This is a genomic window from Pseudomonas sp. GP01-A4 (genome assembly GCF_058780865.1).
In genome coordinates this window covers 99,541-121,378 of the sequence record NZ_JBYSWF010000006.1, presented here as the reverse complement: position 1 = coordinate 121,378, position 21,838 = coordinate 99,541, and the positions used below count along the sequence as shown (strand labels likewise).

The 21,838-nt window shown below is 55.6% G+C and carries 20 protein-coding genes and 1 pseudogene; 11 read left to right on the top strand and 10 right to left on the bottom strand.

Annotated features, from left to right (window positions below; translation table 11 throughout):
- Nucleotides 1-8: 8 nt before the first annotated feature.
- The 8 genes from AC3WKX_RS06420 to AC3WKX_RS06385 all read right to left on the bottom strand — a co-directional run bounded on the left by AC3WKX_RS06420 (nucleotide 9) and on the right by AC3WKX_RS06385 (nucleotide 10,982).
- Complete coding sequence (locus AC3WKX_RS06420) at nucleotides 9-1,634, bottom strand: methyl-accepting chemotaxis protein (RefSeq protein ID WP_102604597.1); 1,626 nt, start codon at nucleotides 1,632-1,634, stop codon at nucleotides 9-11.
- Between the two features lie 372 nt (nucleotides 1,635-2,006).
- Nucleotides 2,007-3,446, bottom strand: coding sequence for an MFS transporter (locus tag AC3WKX_RS06415; RefSeq protein WP_158244064.1), 1,440 nt, complete (start codon nucleotides 3,444-3,446; stop codon nucleotides 2,007-2,009).
- A 33-nt stretch (nucleotides 3,447-3,479) separates the two neighbouring features.
- Nucleotides 3,480-4,841 (bottom strand): carbohydrate porin, encoded by a 1,362-nt coding sequence (locus AC3WKX_RS06410; RefSeq protein ID WP_158244065.1) that lies wholly within the window; start codon nucleotides 4,839-4,841, stop codon nucleotides 3,480-3,482.
- Between the two features lie 112 nt (nucleotides 4,842-4,953).
- The gene (locus AC3WKX_RS06405; RefSeq protein WP_102604600.1) at nucleotides 4,954-5,706 is read right to left on the bottom strand and encodes an SDR family NAD(P)-dependent oxidoreductase; all 753 of its coding nucleotides are present in this window, start codon (nucleotides 5,704-5,706) and stop codon (nucleotides 4,954-4,956) included.
- A gap of 108 nt (nucleotides 5,707-5,814) precedes the next feature.
- Nucleotides 5,815-6,564: an SDR family NAD(P)-dependent oxidoreductase gene (locus AC3WKX_RS06400; protein ID WP_102604601.1), complete on the bottom strand. Its 750-nt coding sequence runs from the start codon at nucleotides 6,562-6,564 to the stop codon at nucleotides 5,815-5,817.
- Between the two features lie 12 nt (nucleotides 6,565-6,576).
- Entirely contained in the window at nucleotides 6,577-7,857 is a 1,281-nt protein-coding gene (locus AC3WKX_RS06395) for an acyl-CoA dehydrogenase family protein (protein ID WP_102604602.1), read from the bottom strand.
- A gap of 48 nt (nucleotides 7,858-7,905) precedes the next feature.
- A complete protein-coding gene (locus AC3WKX_RS06390; RefSeq protein WP_102604603.1) occupies nucleotides 7,906-9,027 on the bottom strand; it encodes an alcohol dehydrogenase catalytic domain-containing protein in 1,122 nt (373 codons plus the stop codon).
- Between the two features lie 804 nt (nucleotides 9,028-9,831).
- Nucleotides 9,832-10,982, bottom strand: a protein-coding gene (locus tag AC3WKX_RS06385; protein WP_088500423.1) for an IS3 family transposase whose coding sequence is annotated in 2 segments (ribosomal slippage) — nucleotides 9,832-10,748 and nucleotides 10,748-10,982 — 1,152 coding nt in all. Because the reading frame shifts where the segments join, the coding sequence is not laid out codon by codon here.
- A gap of 190 nt (nucleotides 10,983-11,172) precedes the next feature.
- Between AC3WKX_RS06385 and AC3WKX_RS06380 the strand changes: the two genes are divergently transcribed.
- Nucleotides 11,173-11,871: a pentapeptide repeat-containing protein gene (locus tag AC3WKX_RS06380; RefSeq protein ID WP_048350957.1), complete on the top strand. Its 699-nt coding sequence runs from the start codon at nucleotides 11,173-11,175 to the stop codon at nucleotides 11,869-11,871.
- A 254-nt stretch (nucleotides 11,872-12,125) separates the two neighbouring features.
- Here the strand turns inward: AC3WKX_RS06380 and AC3WKX_RS06375 are convergent.
- Nucleotides 12,126-12,375 (bottom strand): annotated as a pseudogene (locus tag AC3WKX_RS06375) (hypothetical protein).
- Between the two features lie 315 nt (nucleotides 12,376-12,690).
- Here AC3WKX_RS06375 and AC3WKX_RS06370 point away from each other — a divergent pair.
- From AC3WKX_RS06370 to AC3WKX_RS06325, 10 genes are all read left to right on the top strand, one after another.
- Entirely contained in the window at nucleotides 12,691-13,584 is an 894-nt protein-coding gene (locus tag AC3WKX_RS06370) for a LysR family transcriptional regulator (protein WP_048350958.1), read from the top strand.
- A gap of 495 nt (nucleotides 13,585-14,079) precedes the next feature.
- Nucleotides 14,080-14,289, top strand: coding sequence for an AlpA family transcriptional regulator (locus AC3WKX_RS06365; RefSeq protein WP_048350959.1), 210 nt, complete (start codon nucleotides 14,080-14,082; stop codon nucleotides 14,287-14,289).
- 36 nt (nucleotides 14,290-14,325) lie between these two features.
- Nucleotides 14,326-15,189, top strand: a complete 864-nt coding sequence (locus AC3WKX_RS06360; RefSeq protein WP_102604604.1) for a ParA family protein — start codon at nucleotides 14,326-14,328, stop codon at nucleotides 15,187-15,189.
- Nucleotides 15,173-15,433: a hypothetical protein gene (locus AC3WKX_RS06355; protein ID WP_048350961.1), complete on the top strand. Its 261-nt coding sequence runs from the start codon at nucleotides 15,173-15,175 to the stop codon at nucleotides 15,431-15,433. The genes AC3WKX_RS06360 and AC3WKX_RS06355 overlap by 17 nt, the downstream gene beginning before the upstream one ends.
- Nucleotides 15,426-17,132, top strand: a complete 1,707-nt coding sequence (locus AC3WKX_RS06350; RefSeq protein ID WP_102604605.1) for a ParB family protein — start codon at nucleotides 15,426-15,428, stop codon at nucleotides 17,130-17,132. The genes AC3WKX_RS06355 and AC3WKX_RS06350 overlap by 8 nt, the downstream gene beginning before the upstream one ends.
- 11 nt (nucleotides 17,133-17,143) lie before the next feature.
- Nucleotides 17,144-17,704: a DUF2857 domain-containing protein gene (locus tag AC3WKX_RS06345; protein WP_048351254.1), complete on the top strand. Its 561-nt coding sequence runs from the start codon at nucleotides 17,144-17,146 to the stop codon at nucleotides 17,702-17,704.
- Entirely contained in the window at nucleotides 17,704-18,891 is a 1,188-nt protein-coding gene (locus tag AC3WKX_RS06340; protein ID WP_048350963.1) for an STY4528 family pathogenicity island replication protein, read from the top strand. The genes AC3WKX_RS06345 and AC3WKX_RS06340 overlap by 1 nt, the downstream gene beginning before the upstream one ends.
- 515 nt (nucleotides 18,892-19,406) lie before the next feature.
- Nucleotides 19,407-20,234 (top strand): PFL_4669 family integrating conjugative element protein, encoded by an 828-nt coding sequence (locus tag AC3WKX_RS06335; protein ID WP_048350964.1) that lies wholly within the window; start codon nucleotides 19,407-19,409, stop codon nucleotides 20,232-20,234.
- Nucleotides 20,231-20,746 (top strand): DUF3158 family protein, encoded by a 516-nt coding sequence (locus AC3WKX_RS06330; protein WP_048350965.1) that lies wholly within the window; start codon nucleotides 20,231-20,233, stop codon nucleotides 20,744-20,746. Before AC3WKX_RS06335 ends, AC3WKX_RS06330 begins: the two co-directional genes overlap by 4 nt.
- A complete protein-coding gene (locus AC3WKX_RS06325) occupies nucleotides 20,743-21,138 on the top strand; it encodes a single-stranded DNA-binding protein (RefSeq protein WP_019689279.1) in 396 nt (131 codons plus the stop codon). The genes AC3WKX_RS06330 and AC3WKX_RS06325 overlap by 4 nt, the downstream gene beginning before the upstream one ends.
- Nucleotides 21,139-21,339: 201 nt before the next feature.
- On the opposite strand, the gene AC3WKX_RS06320 is transcribed toward AC3WKX_RS06325, so the two are convergent.
- The gene (locus tag AC3WKX_RS06320; RefSeq protein WP_082136479.1) at nucleotides 21,340-21,579 is read right to left on the bottom strand and encodes a DUF7740 domain-containing protein; all 240 of its coding nucleotides are present in this window, start codon (nucleotides 21,577-21,579) and stop codon (nucleotides 21,340-21,342) included.
- Between the last annotated feature and the right edge of the window lie 259 nt (nucleotides 21,580-21,838).

Here is a 21,838-nt window from a genome sequence, read left to right as displayed (position 1 = left end):
TTCATTAATCAAACTTTGAATTTTGAAATCATCGTATTGAGGTCCACAGCAAGGCGTGACAAGTCTTGGCTAGCAGCACTGGTTTGGTTAGCGCCCGCAGAAGTTTGCATAGATAATTCCCGAATATTGACAATGGCTCGGTCTACCTCACGGGCAACTTTGGCCTGTTCTTCCGAGACACTGGCAATAACCAAATTCTTTTGATTGATAGAGGCAATAGCCTCACTGATAGTTTCGAGAGCCTCATTCGCCGCTTTCGCAACTTCCAAAGTAGTAGCGGCTCGTTCTTGGCTTTCAGCCATTGCCACTACGGCACGCTCAGTGCCGGATTGAATACTATCAATCATTCTTTCAATTTCCGCAGTCGACTCTTGGGTTCGATGAGCCAATGCTCGGACCTCGTCCGCTACGACAGCGAAACCACGACCGGCCTCACCAGCTCGTGCCGCCTCAATAGCAGCGTTTAGAGCAAGCAAGTTAGTTTGATCAGCAATTGACCGAATTACGTCCAATACTTGACCAATTTCATTGATATTTTCAGCAAGCTGCTGAACCTCTCGAGAAGTATCCGAGACGTTATTGGCGAGCACGCTTATCGAGTCTAACGCTTGATTTACCTTGGCGCGTCCCTCGTGCGTTTTTTGATCTGCTTCTCTTGATGCGTCAGCTGTATTAACGGCGTTGCTTGCCACCTCTTCAACGGCAACGCTCATTTCATTTACTGCAGTTGCTGCTTGGTCAATTTCAACACTTTGCTGGTTAAGACCCCGATTGGTGTCCTCAGTTACAGCATGAAGCTCTTCCGACGCAGATGCCAGTTGATCCGACGAGTTTGAAATCTGATGAATTGTGTCTCGTAAGTTATTCTGCATTTTTCGCAAAGCCATCAGCAGTTGTGCTGGCTCATCCTTCCCACTTACTACAACCTCTTGAGTTAAATCACAATTTGAAACACGATTTGCGACGGCTATAGCATCAGCCAATGGGAAAACGATACTACGAACCAGCAGTACAGCAATCACAACTACAACAACCAACATTACAATTATCGACATAGTAATGATACGCGTTGAAGCACCAAAGGTATCACTACTAACTTGAGCGCCAGCCAAGGCTCCGTCCACATTGAATTTATTTAGGCTTTGCATTGCAATCATTAACGCATCAGCATACTGATCCAGAGGCCCATTTATCACAGTTGTCTCATTTTCGCGCTGTTCAGATAGGTTCGCGCCCAACACTTGATCTTGATATTCTTGATACGTGGAAAGAGCGGCGGAAAATTTATCAAAAAGAACCCTCTCCTGCTCCGTCCGGATCGTCTTTTCGTAAGATTCAACTTGCCTTCCTATTGATAAATTCACATCCTTAACCATTTGAAATATTTTTTCTCGCTCAGCTCTGCTTTCAAGCATTACGCTTCGCAAAGTTAATGCTCTAATCCAGCCGACCTGAGCACCTATATCCCCCAAAGAGATCATTGAAGGTAACCATGCCGTACGAATCTCATTGTTCGCGAGATCCATTTTTTTGGTCTGGAATAGAGATATTATCCCCACTGCCAAAATAAGAATTGCGATTATAGTAAAAATCGCCGCAGCACGCTTACCAATGCTCAAAGCTCTTAAATTCATAATTTTTATCCTCGTATATCGGCTCGTTAATAACCCAACGTCGGCTGCACCCCACCTTCTCTCTTAAACGACTACCCAACCCAAATACGCAACCCTTTAGAGATTTACACCATCAACAATCAAGCTATTAGTTCATTGCGCAATGAAACCCAGACTCGATCTCCGACAGCTAAGTCGTCCTTGACCAAGAAAAATCTTTGCTTAACAAAACAGAAACACAACTCTCGCCACTCGTTCGAGTGCATTACCGCAGTATCATCGCCTTTAGCTACGAAGCGGTATCAGCTTTTCGGAAAAAGTTACAACCGCATCGACGATGAATCACTGCTGATTTTTATCTCTGCTTATTGCTTGCTAGATCTTGCACAGACTTCAAGGTACCGGGGAGGCACTTGACAAGGTACGCTCGACGCCATGTGACTTGCCTAAGGACACACCTACCACGATCGCAATAAGGGCAATGATTGCCAGTATCGAAAACGCCATCGTAAATCCCGCACTACGATAGATAGGAAATCCGTCAGAAAAGGACACCATCTCGGTACCGATGATTGAGAATGTCAGCTGGGTGCCAAGTGTTCCGGCAACTGACGTTGTTGCGCCTAGTAACGCCGCACAAACGCCACGGAACTCAGCGGGCACCACCGTCACGATCAAGATGGGACAGGCTGCTAGAATCATACCTCCCAGCCCCATCAGCCCATAGGCAATGACGTAATGCCATGAGCTGCTATGAAGGCAAGCAAAAAATACTGATGCGGCTACCAGGCAAATACCGCCGATGGCGATATGTACAGCTGGCTGGATACGGTGCGAGGTCGCACCAACCCAAAGCCCACCTAGAACCAATAGCGTACCACCGAGCAGCGTATGGAAGGCAACCTGCGTTGCGTTAACGCCCAAGCCGTAGCCTATTCCGAGCGACGGGGGCGTCATCAGCATTAGCGGGAAGATGCTGGCAATGCCGGGGATAACGGTCATGGCAGAAGCGGCAGCCAGCATGAGCTTTAGTACGACCGGATTGGTGAGCACCCGAATGTCGACAAGCGGTGCCGAACAGACCCTCTCCCATGCCACCCATGCTCCGATCAAGACCAGCCCTGCGGCGCTGAAAATGAGAGTTTTATTGCTTGCCCACCCCCACGACGGCGCCATGTCCAACGCGTAGAGAATACCTCCCAGCCCTGCACCGAGAAGTACTGCGCCGAACCAGTCGGCACTCCCCTTGGCACGCACCGTCGTTTCTGGGACGAATAAGATCATTAGAATCATACCCGCCAGAGATAACAGCACCATCGGCCAAAAGATCGACATCACCCCAAGCGTGTCGATCATTACCCCGGCGATCAGGGGCCCGACGACCGTGATAAGGCCCAAGCCATTGGTAGAGGCTGCAATGGCAATGCTCCTCAGTCGTTCGGGGAAAATATCCTGTATCAACGAATATCCCAATGGTAGGAAGGCCATCGAGACACCACTCAGAGCGCGCCCGAACAGCATCGCTTCCCAAGAACTCGCCGTAGCGCTAATGATTGATCCGACCGTTGCGATAGCTGAGAGCGCCACCAGAATACGTTTCTTACCGTACAAATCCGCCAACCTGCCAGCGAGCGGAGTGACGATGGAGCCGACCAGCGTGGTCATGGAGAGTACCCAGACAATGTGCGGGGTTTGGAAATGCCCTCCCAATTTAGGTAAAGCTGATGCAAACAACGCGGTGGCCAGCCCTGTCTGTTCGGTCAATAACAGAAGTATGACGAGAATGCCAATCCAACCGCTGGTGCTGCGTGGGGTAAATTTTGTCGTACTCATATGAAGCTCCTCAGAGAGCATGTATGCGTGGCATCAAAGACCAAGCGCTTGGCCGACATTCCAACCCACCGTCAGACGGACCATTAAACCGTCATCAAGTTGCTCGGTCGACGAAGACCGGAACAACCCATAGGCATTGGCAGTATCGTCTGGATTGAAGACGTAGGAGAGTCCCGGCTCAACGAAAAAACCATGAGACAGCATGAAGTTATATTTCGCACGTATAGCGACACTGGTCGACTTTGCATCGGGGACCATATTTGTGACGAAATCGTGGTAGCGGTCCGATAGTTGGCTCATCGATACGGCAACGCTGGCGACATCCATCGGGCGATTGAATGGACCGATATAACTGGCACCGGCTTCGGCTGACCGCTTGAAGGGACGTTGCTGAACACTCAATACTGAGTCAGGATTGATCAGTTGGCTGTACGATCCGTATAGCATAATAGACTCTGGGAAGGGAGAGTTCCCTTCACCCCCGTCGGCCCGCCACACCGTCTTGCGTGCGTTAAGCATGAACCCCGTGGTGCCATTTGCATGATCACCACTGCCATCGTCGGACACTAGGTCATAACTATTGTTGAAGATAGTGGCCCAATAATGCTCAGGGTAGCGAACCTGGGAAAAGTCGGTTTCATAGCCTATTTCGAGGTTCGTATTGTTGGCGAGACTATCATGTGTACTCCAATTGAATCCGTGTTTCTTCTCCAGGTACTGGTTTAGATCGAGCTGGAAGATACCGGCCTTGGCATAAATGCGATCGGTAAACTTGACCTTTGCCATACCGGCCCAACTGCCATACGGCGGCGGCAATGAGCCACTTGATTTTTCGAAGACTGGGTCGACGCAATCGACCTTGAGCAGACAGTCCAGCGTTCCTTTGTGATAGAACTCGACACCTGCGCTGAAACGGCCGACGGTAAGCTCTACCTTGTCATCGAACAAACTTTGTCGATAGGCAAATTGGGACAAATATCCCGTAGAAATATCGCTTTGCTGTTGTCCAGCATACATTCCACCGGCAGCACCGAAGTAATCACCCGTCGGAGACGTTGCATCGACGTTACGATTTGCAGGAAAAAAAATATATTGGAGAAGAAATGTCCCGCCTGGTACTCCCAGACTTTTCTCAAGATCAAAGTCCGCACCGGCTAGGATGTTCGTGGACAGCGCCGATTCACCTTCGCGCGGTCCCACAGAAACGTTCTTGATAAAGGTATTCCACGTAAATAGGTGCGGAGTTATCCCTGCATCCTTGAGATTCGCACCGATATCTGCGAACGGGGCCTCGGCGTGAACGACAGAAGTTTGCAGCAGCAGACCAAACGAAAAGCACACGGACATCATCCCAGAAGCTCGTAGCCCCCAAGGCTGGATCTTATTTTTATACATGGTTCCCCTCCCAGGGATATGATGTATCGCCACCATTTCTGTGCGGCGATCTGTCGCTTAATGAACCGAGCAAATTCCTCTTTGTGATTGGACTTGAGCGATAGCGAGGACCTCAATCCGCGAAAACGATCCCGCCATCGATATGCACATGCTGCCCGGTATAGAGACGAGCTTCGTCCGAGCACAGGAATGAGACCGTTCCGGTCAAGTCACTGACCTGGGTCAGTGTCTTGATTGACTGCTGGGAAATGACAGCGTCGAGCATCTCCTGAGAAAGTCCCATGGCTTCGAATCCGGGCGTCTCGACGATGCTAGGGGCAAGGGCGTTGGCTGTAATGCCGTCGACACCCAGTTCTCTTGCCAAGCCCCTCGTCAACCCAAGGACGCCGGCCTTCGAGGTGATGTAGTGGATCCCCCCCGGCGGCGCCACGTTGACCACCGACGATGACATGTTGACGATCCGGCCCCAACCGTTCTCGCGCATCTGGGGGACAAAAGCCTTGGCCGCATAGAACATCGAATCGAGATTGACCGTCATAGTCTTGCGCCACAACTCCGGCGTCAGCTTGTCGAACATAGTCATGTGCGGATGCAAGCCGGCATTATTGACGAGGATATGTGCGGGGCCAAAGTGCTCTACGACCTCTTGGGCGGCAGCGGCCAGCGCGTCGAAGGACGACACATCCGCGATGAGCCCAAGAGCTTTACGGCCTAGGCCCTTGACTATTTCGCAGGTCTCATCTGAAGGTGAGAGATCAATCGAAACGATGTCTGCGCCGTCTTCGGCCAGCCGTTTGATGATGGCTTGTCCAATCCCGCGGGCCCCGCCAGTGACAACCGCGATCTTTCCGGTCAAATCACGCATGATCTGGTGTTTCCTCTTATTAATTATCACCACAATCTGAGCCTGCCCGCTCGCTAGCGGCAGCAGGTGCTGCCGCTAGCGAGTCGTACGAGGCCGATCATTAGAATTTCAAGCGCCCTGCCCGCCATCCACGACAAACACGGACCCGGTGCAAAAGGAACTTTCCTCGCTCAACAACCAGGCCGCCGCAGCAGCTAGCTCATCTGGCTCGCCAAAGCGTTTGAACGGCATTTGCTGTTCGAATCCTTCGAGCAGCTCCCTAGGGTTATCCATCAGCATCGGTGTAGCCGTGGGACCAGGTAGCAGTACATTCACCCTTACCCCTAGGGGAGCCGCCTCCAGCGCGGCAGTACGAGTCATCGAGATAACTGCGGCTTTGCTAGCTGCATACGCGCCTTGCTGCGCGGCGCCACGCAAGGCCAGGCCTGAGGCGGTGTTCAGGATCACTCCGGGCGTCCCACTCGCTCTCGCCAATTGCAACATCCGCTGCATGCCAAGCAGTGTCCCGACGATGTTGACTTGCAGAATGTGCTCGAACGCAGCCAGTGGTATATCGACCAGCTCACCGTTTTGGCCGGTGGTCCCGGCGTTGTTGTACAACCCATCGACCTGCCCGAAATAATCGAGTGTGGTGTTGAAATAACGCTCGACGTCAGCTGGATTGGCGATATCAGCAGTGATCCCCCGCACCTGCTCAGGATCGAAGTCGCGAAGCGCCGTTTCCAGAGCCAGCGGCGATCGATCGACAACGGCGACCTTGCAGCCCTCCTGGACCAGGCGATACACGGCGGCGAGCCCAATACCCGACGCACCGCCAGTCACGATAAAAACCTTGGAAGCGAGTCCTTGTAATGCCATGGCCGCCTCCGCTTACCAAACCGAGTTACGTTCGCCGATCTGCACGGCACCGATACGCTGGGCCATGAGTTCGAACTGAGCGGTGGTGTGCGTGCGGTACATTAGTACGTCCCGCATATAGCGCTGCATCGGCTGCCCCTTAGTCGCTGCCGAGGAGCCTGCGGAGCGGAACAGCGTTTCAACTGCTTCACAGGCCATCTTTCCTGCCTCCTGGAGCAAGCCGAAAACGTCGATATCGCTCTTTCGATCGAAGGGACGAATGCCGTTAACCGCATCGGCACAATGCTGGGTATAGACATCTGCAGCATGCAGTACCAGCGCCTCGGCGGCATTGGTCTTCAGCACGGCCGTTCCAAGATCGCGTTGGTACATCGGGTCCTGAACACGCGGCGTGTATGGCGGCATCGGGATAGCCTTACAACGCATCAGCCGCATGAATTCGTCAATGGCGGCTCGTGCAGCACCAACTATGCAACTAACAAGCTCCAGGTTAAGGAAGCCCTGTGATACACCTAGATACATCGGATTGTGATGCAGGCGTGTACCTTCGGACTCGGACAGCTCGGCCTCGGCAAGCCAGTCGATTTCGATCGCGAATTCGCTGGGCACGAACTGATCGTCGACCACGACGGTGTTGGATCCACTGGCGCGCATGCCGACGACCTTGTCACCGCCCCAATCGTCGAGAATCTGAAACTGGCCAGCCGGTATCAGAACCTGCAGGAAGCGTGGCGCTGCTCCTGGGGCAGTATCATTCTCTACCAACTGAACATTGACTGTTGCATGAGTGGAATAGGGAATGCCGGACTGGTAAGGCGAACGAGCCTGAATACGGTATCCACCTTCGACCGGAAATGCCTTGCCTGCCGGCACCAGGGAGTGGGACGCGCGGAAATAGCCCGCCTCATCGTTGAAAACCTGGTCTTGTGCTGTCTTATTCCAGCGCGCTGCGGTAGTGAGTGCATGGCCATGACCAAGGCAGAGACACCAGCCAGTTCCGGGATCACCTCGTCCGACCTCAATGATCACCTTGGCGAAAGTCCGCAAGTCGGTTTCGTAGCCGCCATACATCTTCGGCGTCAGCATGTGATAGAAGCCAGCATTCAAAAAAGCTTCGTGCATCGCCGACGTATAGCGGCCAAGTCCTTCGGCTTCCTCTGCCTGCGCGCGGATAGTATCGCGTAGGGCTAGGGCCCTGGACACCAGCGTGTCCGCATTGGGTATTGCTTGCTCTCGGGTTGCCTGCACAATGGGTAGTTCGGCGGTAGACTTCAACGGTTGATTCACCGGCATGTCACGTTCTCCTAGGGTTGTCGCATGTGTATGGGGTTGGGAATCGTTTCAGGCAAAGGGCATGAGCGTCGGACCGATAACGCTCCTCGTACCTGCATCGCGCATGGCATCCAACAACTGAGTCAGTGGATAGCGGCGGTCAATCATGCCTACGAGATCAAGCTTTCCCCGCTCAGCCAAGCCGATGAGCCATGGCAAGTCGCGACGTTGGTCTAACGAGCCATACTGGCAGGAATGAACTGTCTTACCGGCCAAGGCGAAGGGCAGCGCTGGAAACGTGATCTTTGCGGTCATCATGTCCAGACAGACGCTTGAAAACGTCACATGGCCGGTCGCTCTCGCCATAGCCCAAGCCTGCTCGATCGCATGCGATTCGGCCGCCGACTCGAAGACATAATCAGCACCGCGGCCTTGCAACATGCCACCGGCATCCTCTGACAAATCGAGAACTGCCTCGACAGGGTCAACCTGGGCTGGGTCAATACTGTGTGTGGCGCCAAATCTCATCGCCAATGCGCGCCGCTCGGGGAGTGGATCGATAGCGATTATTTGCGCAGCATCAGCGATCCGGGCGCCCTGAATGTAGGCCAGGCCAACCGGGCCACAACCGACTACTGCAACCGTACTACCGGACTTGATCGGTGCGGTGCGTAGCGCGGCGCCGACACCGGTACCCACCGGGTTTGCTAGTAGTGAGAGCTGATCACTGGGTAGATCAGTCTTGACAGCGGTGAGCTGAGTTTCAGGTACGACGGCCAGCTCGGCAAAACTGCCGACACTGGCATTTGGATAGATCAGGGTACCGTCCGACAAGGTCGCATGGGCCGGACCGACGAACACCATAGTGGCGCACTGATCCGGACGACCGTGCAGGCAGAAATAGCATTCTCCACAGTTGGGTGTACTTGTGACGATGACACGATCGCCAATCTTGACGCGGCGCACATCACTTCCAATCTTCTCTACCGTCCCGGCTGCGGCATGACCGAGGACCTGCGGGGCAGGCCATCCAACCTGGATGGGATCGAACGCGAGCAATAGATGATCCGAGATCGACACATTTGATGCCTCTACACGCACCACGACATCTCGAGGCCGGAGAGGCAATAGGGAGGCCTCTTCAATGGATATGGCGGGCTCTTCTCCAGCGCGCCAAACAGCTGCCTTCATAGATCTCTCCTCTCAATTTATTTTTATTTTCGCTACCAAAGGCACGCGACTGACCCGAAATATATACAACTGTCTAGACATTCGTCAATCTCGATGTGCAACATTCTTGCTGCGCGTCGCGATAGGGGCAGGATCAGGAAACTGGACGCACGCGAGCCATCACTTAGCCCGCGGGACGTGCGCACAGTGAAGCGGGGGAACTACCCCGCAGCCAGGCGAATTTCTTTCGGAATCGCGAGATCGCGATCTTTCGTACAAAAGCGGAAGTTTTCGCCAAAATCCGGAGTCCAGATGGCGTTGTCGAGATCATTGCCGCAGGCCCCGATGAGGAGAATTTGCGTGGAGGGGCCGGTATCACTTCCAGAACTCGCGAGGTGGCGTCATACCGCAGCAAGCGCCCACAGTGGCACTCCAGGAATCCAGAACAGAATGCTGTCGGTGTTCACTGTGTTTACCAAGGAATACATCATTGAGGTGCCGATGATCCGGCATAGGAGGAAGCCGGCACCTTGGGCTGCGGGAGCACCGCGTGATACAGGCTGCACGCCGACAACCTACCGGTGTCGGGTGAGACGATACTGATATGGAGTTCCGCTCACGTCGGTCCTTCCCCGATTCACCTCAAACCTCTCATACTTAAGAGCACCGCCGAGGCGATGAACCGCTCGATCGTGCAGGATAGAATTGCCGCCTATCATCAGCCCGACGTTTTCTTTCTAGGAAGCTAGGGCCGTTTAGATACACTTGCCGACTAAGCCATTTTGGCAAGGCAGCCATGGCAGGCCTTGAATCGCCCCGGGTTTCCTAGACACTCTCCAGGCTCGCTGCGTAACGCTTTTCAAACTCTACCGGTGACAGCTGATTGTTGAAACTGTGGCGTCGTTTTGGGTTGTAAAACATCTCGATGTAATCGAACACATCATCCCGAGCATCCTGGCGTGTAGTGTAGATTTTACGCTTGATCCGCTCCCGCTTTAGCAGCTGGAAAAAGCTCTCCGCCACAGCGTTGTCGTGGCAGTTACCTCGACGACTCATGCTGGCTACCAGGTTGTTAGCTTTCAAGAAGCTTCGCCAGTCTGAGCTGCTGTACTGACTGCCTTGATCCGAGTGGATCATCACCTCTTGCTTCGGCTTACGTCTCCAAACCGCCATCAGCAGTGCATCAATGGCTACGTCGCTGGTCATCTGCGACTTCATTGACCAACCAATGATCTGGCGTGAAAACAGATCGAGCACCACGGCCAAATACAGCCAGCCTTCATATGTTCGGATGTAGGTAATGTCTGTGACCCAGACTTTGTTGGGTTCTCTGACATCGAATTGGCGCTTCAGTAAGTTCGGTGAGGCAACGGCTGGTTTACCGCCATATTTTCCCGGCCTCCGTCGATACCCAGTCTGAGAACGTAAACCTTCAAGGCGCATCAACCTAGCTACCCGGTGACGGCCACAGCTCTCACCAACCTCTCGCAGGTCATCATGGATCTTGCGATAGCCATAAACACCACCGCTTTCCAACCAGGAGTGTTTGATCAGTCCAAGCAGTCGCTGATCGTCCTTGGCTCGCGCAGATTTTGGTTCTGATAGCCACGCGTAGTAGCCGCTGGGATGAACCTTGAGCGTCAGGCAAAGCCGTCGAATCGCGTAATGACCCGCTTGCTGCTTAATAAAGGCGTACTTCAGCCGCACTCCTTGGCAAAGTACGCGGCGGCCTTTTTTAAGATGTCTCGCTCCTCCGTCACCCGTTTCAGCTCGGCCCGTAGACGACGAACCTCAGCGCTCTGATCATCCTCCTCAACGCGCTGTTCCTGGGGCTTGGTGTAGCGCTTAACCCAGGCATAGAGGCTGTGCACGGACACACCCAATCGTGCAGCCACCTCCGAGACAGGAAGCTTCTTTTCGGTCACTTGTTTGACCGCCTGGATTTTGAATTCTTCGGGATATCGCTGGTTGCTCATGGCACCTCCTAATGGGCCTCATTTTAAGGCTTGGAGGTGTCTACGAAACTAGGGGCGATTCACCTGTGATGTTTGAATGCTTTACCGTGCGATTCTACAGCTGGCTTGCCAGATATCTATGCTTCGACAAAATGATCGACTGAGTGCATCACTTCATAGACGTAAACCAACATACAGCTACGGGAAATTTATGGATCACGAAGAGGCCTACTGCAGCGTTGACCAAGATGAGCTTGATAGATGTGGCCTGGCCGCATTGATCGCGGCTCAGGATAGGCGGCTGGCATTCACCAACGTCGATTTCAGTGGGCAAGATCTATCGCGTCTAGATTTGCGTGGTGCGCGCTTCGAGCGATGCCTTTTTGCCAACAGCGACCTCACTGCCGCGAAGCTGGATGCCACCCAGTGGCTCAACTGCCGTGGAGCTCAGGTAATTTTCGCCTCGGCTACGTTGACCGATGCAAAATTCCAACGCTGCGACCTCAACAACAGCAAATGGCAGCGTAGCAAGCTGGCACATGTCAGCTTCGAGGCGTGTAAGCTCACCGGTGCCAACTTTATCGATGTGTCCTCGCTGGGGCTTCAATTCAACGATTGCGTACTCCGCAGCGCCTGCTTGCCGGGCATTTCGTTTTATAAGAGCGAGTTAAACAACCTGGACTTCGCTGAGGCTGACCTAAGCCACTGCGATTTTCGCAAGGCCGTATTTGTCAATGGAGGCAGTCTTTCACTGGCACGGGTTAATGACGCCCGCTTCGATCAGGCCGATCTGCGGGAAGCCAGCCTTGATGGGCTTCGCTTAGTCGATGCTAAACTGTTCAAGGGGGCGATCATTTCCCGCACGCAAGCATCCATGCTGCTCGGCGGGTTGGGGTTGACAGTGCTCTAAACAAGCGTGGGCTACGGCAAGTAGTCCATCGGTGACGGATAGCATTGTAGATGGGCAGGTCGCTGTCATAGAAATAACGACTCAGTGCTGTCCCCAAAACCCGCGCCAATGATTCTCGGTCGAGGTGCTTGGCTGATTCGGATGTGGTGGTGTCGTGGAGCTTTAGTGGCGCTCAGTCCCTGCGTCACCCCCGTCAAAATCCTCATAGGCCAGCTCGAATCACTGTTTGAACATCGGCCTGCAGCATTTATCTGTCAGCCATCATTTGAGCCCGCCCCCCAGGCCATAGCTGCAGTCATCGACTCATTTGGGCGAGCAACAAAAGCTTCTTCATACAACGGACTCCCTGACGGCCATACACACTGATAAACATCTGGCATCCCCTGTACGGGAAAGCCGCACTTGAACATCGATGTGCTTTCCATCGTGAAGGATCTCTTCATGGATCCTATGATGGAGATTTGGATCAGCCCACCTCCAGAAAAAATCACTGCGAATTGTCATAACGCCCCCCATGACTGCCAATGCTGGACCTCGCCCCGTGTGCGATAGCGAAACCCGCCGGTATGAACCCCAAAGATCAGGACAGCCTTACTCATATTATCTGCAGCATTGCATCTATGGATGCTTCGCGGCGTCACGCCCGCTGCTCAATCGCTCTCGGATCTCTTTGCTTAGCCTACTCGCTCACACCTGCTCCTCCTGCGGAAGGTGAGCCTACCGAGGCAATCATAGGGCTTCGTCGCACACTGAGCAGGGAAGCTTTGCCAGCAATCAGGGCAATTAATAACAACCAATGGAGTAAAAGGAGCAAGTCGAATGAGAGTCCGACATTTGAATTACTTTCTGGTGGTCGCAGAGGAACAGAGCTTCGCACGCGCGTCTGCCAGAGTCCACATCGAACCATCACCTCTGTCTCGCACCATCAAAGAGCTGGAGCATCATCTGGGAGTTCAGTTATTCCATCGTACCAAAGGGCGTATTCGTCTTACTTGGGCAGGGGAAGTGTTTCGCGAGGAAGCTCGCCGAATCCTTGATTTCATAGATAGCGCCAAGAGCCGGGTACAGTCAGCATCGCGGGGATTTCACGGCCGGCTGCGCATCGGTCTGTCGGACAGCTTGGCTCAACCGCGCTTGACACGGTTGCTCGCGCGCTGCCGTGAGGAGGAGCCAAGTACGGAAATCAGAATCAGTGAAATGACAGTCAACGAGATGCACAAAGCGCTCTTACACGACGAGATAGATGCGGGTTTCACTGTCGACAGCACAGACGCCACCAATGGCTTCACAAAGTTAAGGGTTTGGGCCGAACGCCCTGCCATTGCTATTCCCACTCACCATCCGCTGCTTTCCCTGGATAAAGTGCCTCTTGGGGAAGCACTCCGGCACCCCCTGATTCTTTGCCATCCTGAACGTTGCGCCGGAGGACGCAATGTCATTAATCATTGGTTTGAGGACGACTCGCTGCCCTCTCCCACCATTGCTGAACAGGTTTCTGGTCATGAGCCCATGATGATGCTGGTGGCCGCTGGCTATGGCATTGGTATCGGGTTGGAATCGCAGCTTTCCATTTACAACCACCCTGACGTCATTGTTCGGCAGGTGATCGACGATATCCCCGACACGGCAACATTCATCGTTGTACCGGAGAGGCCAATTTCAGCAGAGCTGGAGCGCTTCATGAAAAGAGCGCAACAAATCGGGGAAGCATGACCGATGCGTGAGCAAGAATGATCACCCCATCCTCAGTTCTGGACTCTCACATTAAGTTCCATACATTTTTGTCTGGAGCACGACCCAAATATCCCCTTCATCGTCGCGAGATAAAGGGGCTAGCCATTGAGTTCAGTTGGTGTGCACCGGCTCATGCACAAGCGCGCTAGCGTGTAGCGCTTGTCAATCACAACCTACCGTTACTGACGGACATTTTCTGTCGCCCGCATGACAAAAAATGCCGCGTTCACTCGCTTATGATTTGAACAGCGAGCCTCCGCCAGACAGACTATTTATCAAGACGCCGAACCTTTTAACAGTGTCAGCTCCACGGATAGCGTTGGCCGCAATGCTTTGCCTCGCAGCCTTAGTTTGGATGACGGAGCATCAATACGGTGGTCAGCACAGTCCTATTGTTTGATGTGCTTCAGGGGTGGCAGCGATTCAATACAGGTCAACCCGAGAAGTGCCACTGAGCATTAAGGAGTGACTGCTATGTCTGAACAGAACTCGGCTCCAGCGGAGCGACGCATTCTCCGCCGGCCTGAAGTTGAGGCCAAGACAGGCTTCAAGCGCGCCTATCTTTACAGCCTCATGAAAGCGGGCCAATTCCCCAAAGCCATAAAACTTGGCGTCCGTGCCGTTGGCTGGGACTCCACTGAGATCGACCAGTGGATCACTGACCGTCTTAAAGAACGCGTCTGACTGAGCTCCCCATTCCTTGCCAAAGAGGAGCAAGCCATGCAGGTGATCTCTGTTATCTCGACCAAAGGCGGCGTAGGAAAAACCACCGTAGCCGCGAACCTCGGCGGCTTTATCGCCGATGCCGGCCTAAGGGTTCTGTTGCTTGATCTTGATATGCAGCCGACGCTGTCATCCTACTACGAGCTTGCAAGTCGGGCTCCATACGGGATCTATGAGCTGCTGGCATTCAACGAACGCGACATTGCGCGCCTGGTATCGCGCACCGTCATAGACCGGTTGGACGTCATTCTGTCCAATGACGAGCATCGGCAGTTGAATACCCTCTTGCTTCATGCACCGGATGGGCGACTTCGACTGCGGCACCTGCTACCGGTGTTTCGGCCGCACTACGACCTAGTGCTACTCGATACTCAAGGCGCTCGCAGTGTGCTGCTGGAGATGGCCGTGCTGGCCTCCGAGCAGGCGGTCTCGCCCGTAACCCCCGAAATCCTCGCCGCGCGTGAAATGCGCCGAGGCACTTTGCAGCTCATCGAAGACATCGCCCTCTATAGGCATCTGGGCATTAACCCTCCGCACCTTAATCTCCTGCTCAACCGCGTACCTGCTGTGTCTGCCAATGCAAAGCTGATCCAGCAGACACTGCGTTTGATCTTCCGAGATCAGGAAGGGGTTCACGTCCTGCGTACCGAGATCCCCGCAATCGAGGCATTTCCCCGAGCGGCAACGCGTGGTTTGCCGGTCCATCGGGTTGAGCACCGACGGCCCACTGGCCGAGTCGCGGCAGCCGCGCTGGACATTGTGCGCGGGTTGGCCAGCGAACTGTGCCCGCAATGGCAGGAACAGTTCGCCCTGGTCACCGGGAAGTGTGAGGGGAGACATTCTCATGTCGAACGCCCATGAATTAGCCCGTGGCCACAAGCGACTACTTCCGCTGATTGAACATGCCCTGAGCGAGGGTTGGAATGTCTCCCGAACACCTGGCGGGCACCTCAAATTCGTCAAGCCGGGCTTACCGCCGATTTATACCAGCGCGACAGCCAGCGATCACCGGGCAGAACGCAATGCGCGCGCCATGTTGCGTCGTGCACAACGTCACGCCATGACGGCGGAGCACCCTGCTCAGGAGGGGGCCGACTATGACTGATGCCTCCCCTCAAGAGATAGCCAATAAACTGATGAGCGACGGTTTTGGACGCTCCGGACCCGTTGCGGATACCCTGACGGAGCCGATCGCCGATACTCCAATGATGGTGACGCTGGACCAGTTGCGCCCCTATGAGCTCGATCCGAGGCTGACGCGCAATCCGCTGTACGAGGAGATCAAAGCGTCCATCCGCCAGCGTGGGCTGGATGCCCCGCCGCCGATCACCCGTCGCCCCGGTGCCGATCACTACATCATTCGTAACGGCGGCAACACGCGCCTGGCGATACTGCGCGATCTGTGGAGTGAGAGCAAAGACGAACGATTCTTCCGTATCGGCTGCCTGTTCCGCCCATGGCCGGAGCGCGGTGAGATCGTCGCCCTGACGGGACATCTCGCAGAAAACGAACTTCACGGTGGCCTGTCGTTTATCGAACGTGCCCTGGGTGTTGAAAAAGTCCGTGAGCTCTATGAACAGGAGGATGGTAAATCGCTGTCGCAGTCAGAGCTTGCCCGACGCCTCAAGGCTGACGGCTACCCCGTGCCTCAGCCCCACATCAGCCGCATGCAGGAGGCCATCCAGTTCCTGCTGCCAGCGATACCGAACGTGCTCTATGCCGGCCTGGGACGCCCCCAAGTCGAGCAACTGACCAGCCTGCGTAGAGCCGGTTCCCGGATCTGGGATGCGCGCGTGACCACGAACAGTTTAAGCATTGATTTTGCGACGCTGTTCCAAGACGTGCTGATGGTATTTGACTCCCCTGGGAGCTTTGCGGCGCAGCGAGTACAGGATGAGCTGATCGGTCAAATGGCCGACTTGCTCGGGGTGGACTATGACACGTTGGCGTTCGAAATCACCGATTCCGAGAAGCGCTGGCAACTGCTAAATAGTGACCCCAACAACACGTCCAGCACGGCGACGACCGGACAGGCACCCACGCGCCAGCCTACATTGCCATCGACGACCGCACCGCCGCCGTCAGCATCCACACCGCGGACGACGGAGACACCCCGAACATCTGCAAGCGAGCCCCATACGCTACCAGGTGGATCGGCAACACGCCCTCCGGCCGACGCGAATGAGGATCAACAGGAAAAGGACGATCGCTCGGTCTTGATTGAGGAACATATCGTTTCGCCTGCCGAGACCACCGAGCGCCTACAGTCGATCCAACGATTGGTGACCGACCATGTCGGCGAGACACCACCCGATTTCGGAAATAACGTACTACAGGCCATCCCTGTTCAGGCTGGAGGTCTCTATCCCATCTCGGATGTCTGGTACATCGACCCCAGCCTCGACACGCCCGATCGACTGCGCATCCACATCGCTCAATTCGCGCATGAGATCGCCACCGAAGCGGGTCTGAAAGATGCCATTGTCGCTTGCGACGAGGGCATAGGCTTCACATGCGCGGGAACATCTGGCGATGCGGACACGCCCCCAAATCTCCGTGGTGCATTACTACTGCTGCATAGCCTGAGCGCTCCCTACCAGCCGGACGGGACTCCGCCTTTACGAATGCCTGGAGATTTGGGCACTCTTCTGCTGGGGTTGGAACGCACCCCGTCATCACAACATGCCGCTCGATTGAGCGATACGAGTCTGGTGAAGCTTTTCCGCTTATTGAGACTTGCCCGGCGGTTGCTGGACATCAAGGCCGACATCACTGATGGCAATACCGCCATGAACGGATCATGAGGGCGGCCGCCATGCCCGAACCGCATCCGCTCAATCAGGCCGTCATCGCGCAAGCGCTCCACGATTTGCGCAATGGCCAGTTGCGCCGGGCCAAGTCCATGGGATTCGACGATGCTGCTCTGGATGCACTCAAGCATCCGGCCATGGCCAGCCTCCTGGCCAACGCCACCGTCTCATGGTGCTCCGTGAGCGTGAACCCGGAAGTGCTTCGACGTCTCCTGAGCCAGGTGGAGGATCTCGCACGGGAAATCGAGGAGATCGACCGACTCCTGCGACTGGGCGCGAGCACAGAACTCATCAGCAAGTTCTACGGTTTGACCCACCAGGAGATCGCCCTCAGGCGCGACGTCATCGGACTCCCAAAACGTAAGGGTCGGCATCCGGTCCTGACAGAGGCTCAGGATTCCGATCTGTGGTATCGCTGGTCTAAAACCATAAAAGAGCGTGGCACTGCGCTGACCGACGACATGGCAATGCTTGCGATTACAGCCGATCTTGCAGAACCCACGGGCCTGCCCATCTCAGTGATCTGGAGCGCTATCCAAGGGTGGATTGATGCAGGGCTGGTTTGATGGACAGTCCACGTCATTCACACGGTCCCATATCGCTGGGAGAACTGTTCGACCGGACACTGCAGCACATGCAACCGCCCCCGGACGCGACACCGGTACCCACTCACTCTGATGGATTCATCTTCAGCGGCAATCGTCATGCCAGCGTGCCCCGTGCCTTGCTATTGGATAACCGTCTGACTCCGCTTGAACGAAACGCCTGGCAGGTCTTTCGTCTGCTGCTCAACGACGACGGGATCACTGCTTTTCCCACCTACGACCAGCTCTGCCCCTATCTGGCTTCAATGCCGTGTACGGCGCGCGCATCCCATGAGACCGTCGCCCGCGCGCTAACGCTGCTGCGCCTGACGCGCTGGATCAGTCTGGTGAGACGCCATCGTGATCCGAAAACAGGACGAATACAGGGCAACCTCTATGTGCTGCACGACGAGCCTCTGACGCCCTATGAAGCCATTCAGCTGGACCCGGACTATCTGGGTCTGGTCAGCCAGTCATTGAATCACGCCAGCAAATCTGTCCAGCGCGTCGGTGTGCACACCCTCAAAGAAATGGGCGACGACCCCCTGCTCAGGGCGCGGGCACTGCCGAGCAGGCTCCAGGTGTTATCACAACGGCTGGCGGCACGAGGCTGGACCGAGGAGAAAAGTTATCCACAACCTGGGGATGACCACGAATCCAAAGAAGGCCTCAAAGACTTACTTCGGAATCCTGCCCCCCCGATTTCGGAATCCGAAGCAGGCGCAAAACCCAAAAAAACCGGCTCGCTTCGGATTCCGAAGACCGATAGTACTGTACGTAAAGAAAAAGAACTAAAAGAAGTACGTACAGTACCGCGCGAGCGGGGAAAACTTCGCCTACCCGAACGCTTCATGACACTCAAAGCAGAGCAGCAATCAGGCGCGCTGACCGCACTGCAGCCCGTGGATGCCGAGTTGCACCAGGCCATCATCGACGAATGGGATGCACGTTGTCGGGCAAGCTCGGTGCGTAACCCTGCGGGCTACCTGTTTGGCATCATTCAGAAAGCCATGAAGGGTGAATTTCGCGCATGGACCGGCCAGGAAAAATCCAGCCCCCCGGTAAGCCCGCCCCCACAGCCGCAGCCGCAGCCGCAGCCAATGCAGGCTGTCGGCCCAGAAGTCGCCCGAGAGAACATCGCACGGCTACGCTCACTGCTCGGCAGGTGAAAGCAGCGCTCACGTGCTATCAATGGCGTTTTGCAATGCTCAACATCAGGGTTTGTCCCATATCTCCGCAAGCAAGTCCAACGATGTCCATGGTCGCCTATACCACTGGTATAGTTGAACACACTGCCTTCCTTGCAATGCATCACCTCCAGTCCCGGGGTCATCCGCCTGAAGAGTCCACCGAAGGCCACCGTCGCCTATACCACTGGTATAGTTGAACAGACTGCCTTCCGGCAACGCATCACCTCCAGCCCCAGGTCATCCGCCTGAAGAGTCCACCGAAGGCCGCTGTCGCCTATACCACTGGTATAGTTGAACACACTGCCTTCCGGCAACGGTGGCGGGCAACAAACGTAGATCGCCTCACGCAACCCTCTCATCCGCAGCGAGGTGCAAGATTTCACTGCGGAAGTGTGAATTCACAAACAGGCGTTCAGGCGGTGCGATTTGATGACTGACACCCTTCCGGCCAATGCCGATGCTGGCGACTCGTTTCTTCAGCGAGAGTCGTCACGATGGCCACCGAACTCGAATCTTCCCTGCAGTTGAACCTTGGCTCGCTGCGCAGCGCGATGTCGCTGACGCTGCACACCCATCATGCGTCCCGTATCTGGCACGGACGTACGCCCTCCGAGGGCAAGCCCGGCATTGTCGGGCTCAACGGCTTTGTCGCCATCATGACCAAGCTCAAGCGAGGTTCTGAGCAAGACGACCCCTACTCCGACTGGTGGATGCTGCGCATCGAAGACAAGCTCAGCACCACCAAGGCACAACTCCAGACCCTGCGCGAACAGGTTGATCAGGCGCTGGCCGATGTACCGGCCGCACTCAGCCTGGGCGAGAACCTCAACGTCCAGCCAGTAAAGCTGCCGCTGTTCGTGGCCTCGCAGCTCGGCTTCATGGCGGTCTATCTGCTGGCCGACTACGACGACCTAGCCCGGCGTCTGATCTTGGCGCACCACACCGCCCTAATCGACCGCAGCACCCTAGAACGCTGGCTCAATGAAGGCGCGCATGCGCTGCGCAGCCTTTTCAGCCTGGCGCAGCAGTACCGCTACTCCGGTACCCAGCGCGACGACTTCGCTGCCAACAATGCCGCGGCGCGTGCCGCCTTGGAGAAATACGGTGAACTACCGCAGGACGTGCTCGATGGCACACGCCGTTCACGCTTTGCGCCACCGCTCATCCGTCGCGCCCCTTTGGCATCGGCGCCAACCCGGTCAACTACCTCCGACGTTGCGCCAGCCGGTGAACCCAACGCGGCTGAGCCAGCCGTATCTGACGGGGTGCCTCTGGGCGACGACTCTTCCGTGTCGTTGGACGGCGAGGACCACCCAGAATGACCGCATCCAACCGCTTCTTGGCACTGGAACAGGCTGACTTCCAGAGGCTGGAACACGCAGGCTACCTAAAAGGCCTTTTAAAGCCTTTTAAAGGTAATGGGGAGCTTGCGACCTGGGCCAGCCAGTGCCAAGCACTGCGGGACGATCTGATCGGACTGGCGCAGCGCAAGGTGCTGTCGCAGGCCCGCAGCCACCCCTTCAACCTGCTTGCCGTGCAACTGGCCCAGCAAACCACTGGCGCAGGCACGACCTTTCTGCGTTGGCGCAACCTCGATCGTTCGCGCATGGGTACTGCTTTGTGGGAGGAGCTGCTTGCCAGCCCCGGCACACCGGCATCGCTGATCGACGACCTCTTCGCCATCGAGGTGCAGCGCATCGTTCTGAACCTGCAGATCAGCCTCACTCACAGTATCGCCCGCCAAACCTTGGAGTGTGCCAGCATGTTGGCCCATGCCGAGGGGGCTTACCAACGGCGTGTCCACGCCACCAACCCCAAGGAGTCACACTCATGAGCACGCATTTCTACGGTGAGGGCAACATCGGTTCGGCGCCAGAATTCCGCGAATTTCCGAACGGCAACAATGAGCCGCGCAGGCTGTTGCGCCTGAATGTCTACTTCGACAATCCCGTGCCTACCAAGGAGGGCTTTGAAGATCGCGGTGGGTTCTGGGCGCCGGTCGAAATCTGGCATCGCGACGCCGAACGCTGGGCCGCGCTGTACCAAAAGGGCATGCGCGTCTTGGTCGAAGGTCGGGCGGTGAAAGACGATTGGGAGGATGCGGACGAAAACGAGCGTGTGACCTTCAAGATCGAAGCCCGCCGCGCTGGCATCCTGCCTTATCGCATTGAGTCTGTCGTGCTCGGGGCCAAGCCCGCTGCGGCGGAGCCAGCCGAGAACGAGTGATCATTCCCGCCCTGCGTGCACCTTTCCCGCTGAGCGATTGCGCCAACCACCAGTCGCTCACCGGACAACAGCCAGCGTCCATGGAGTTCCCCTGAGATCCACAGTTCGCGGCACATGGAGAAGCTCCCGGAGAACCAACCTACGGCCTCCATTCGCGGCCTCATGGCTTCCGACTCTTGCAGACTCTCCTCGCTTGCTACATCAGTCCAGATTCTCCGCGATGTGGAACACAAGCCTGAGCGGCTCCTTGCTGTCCACTATCTGGTACATCACATGCCGCTTGCTTCTCGGCAGCGTTTTGGCACAGCGCTTCGCTGTATCACGCACGGCGGCATCCGTACCGTGGATGGTCGCCGCTAACAGCAGCACTAGATATGCATCGGTCAGCGTCTTCGCCATCACCTCACTCTCGCTGCAAATCGCCACTAACACTTGACCCATTGCATAGTGTCTTTCTTCGGCTTATCAGGGGGGCAGCTTAATGGCCATCACTCGCTGTCTCGCCACTTTGCACCCACCCGCTTGGGTCTGGATCATGTCAAATAGCTCCACTGACGTCCACTGAGGTCGCAGTCCGCGGTACATGACAGTGCTCCCGACGTGCCATCTCACGACACGTTTGAACCTCCTGAGAACTCCATCACACGCCGCTTACTCCGGTCTGATCACACCCGCTCACGCTGAATACGGATGAGCAGTG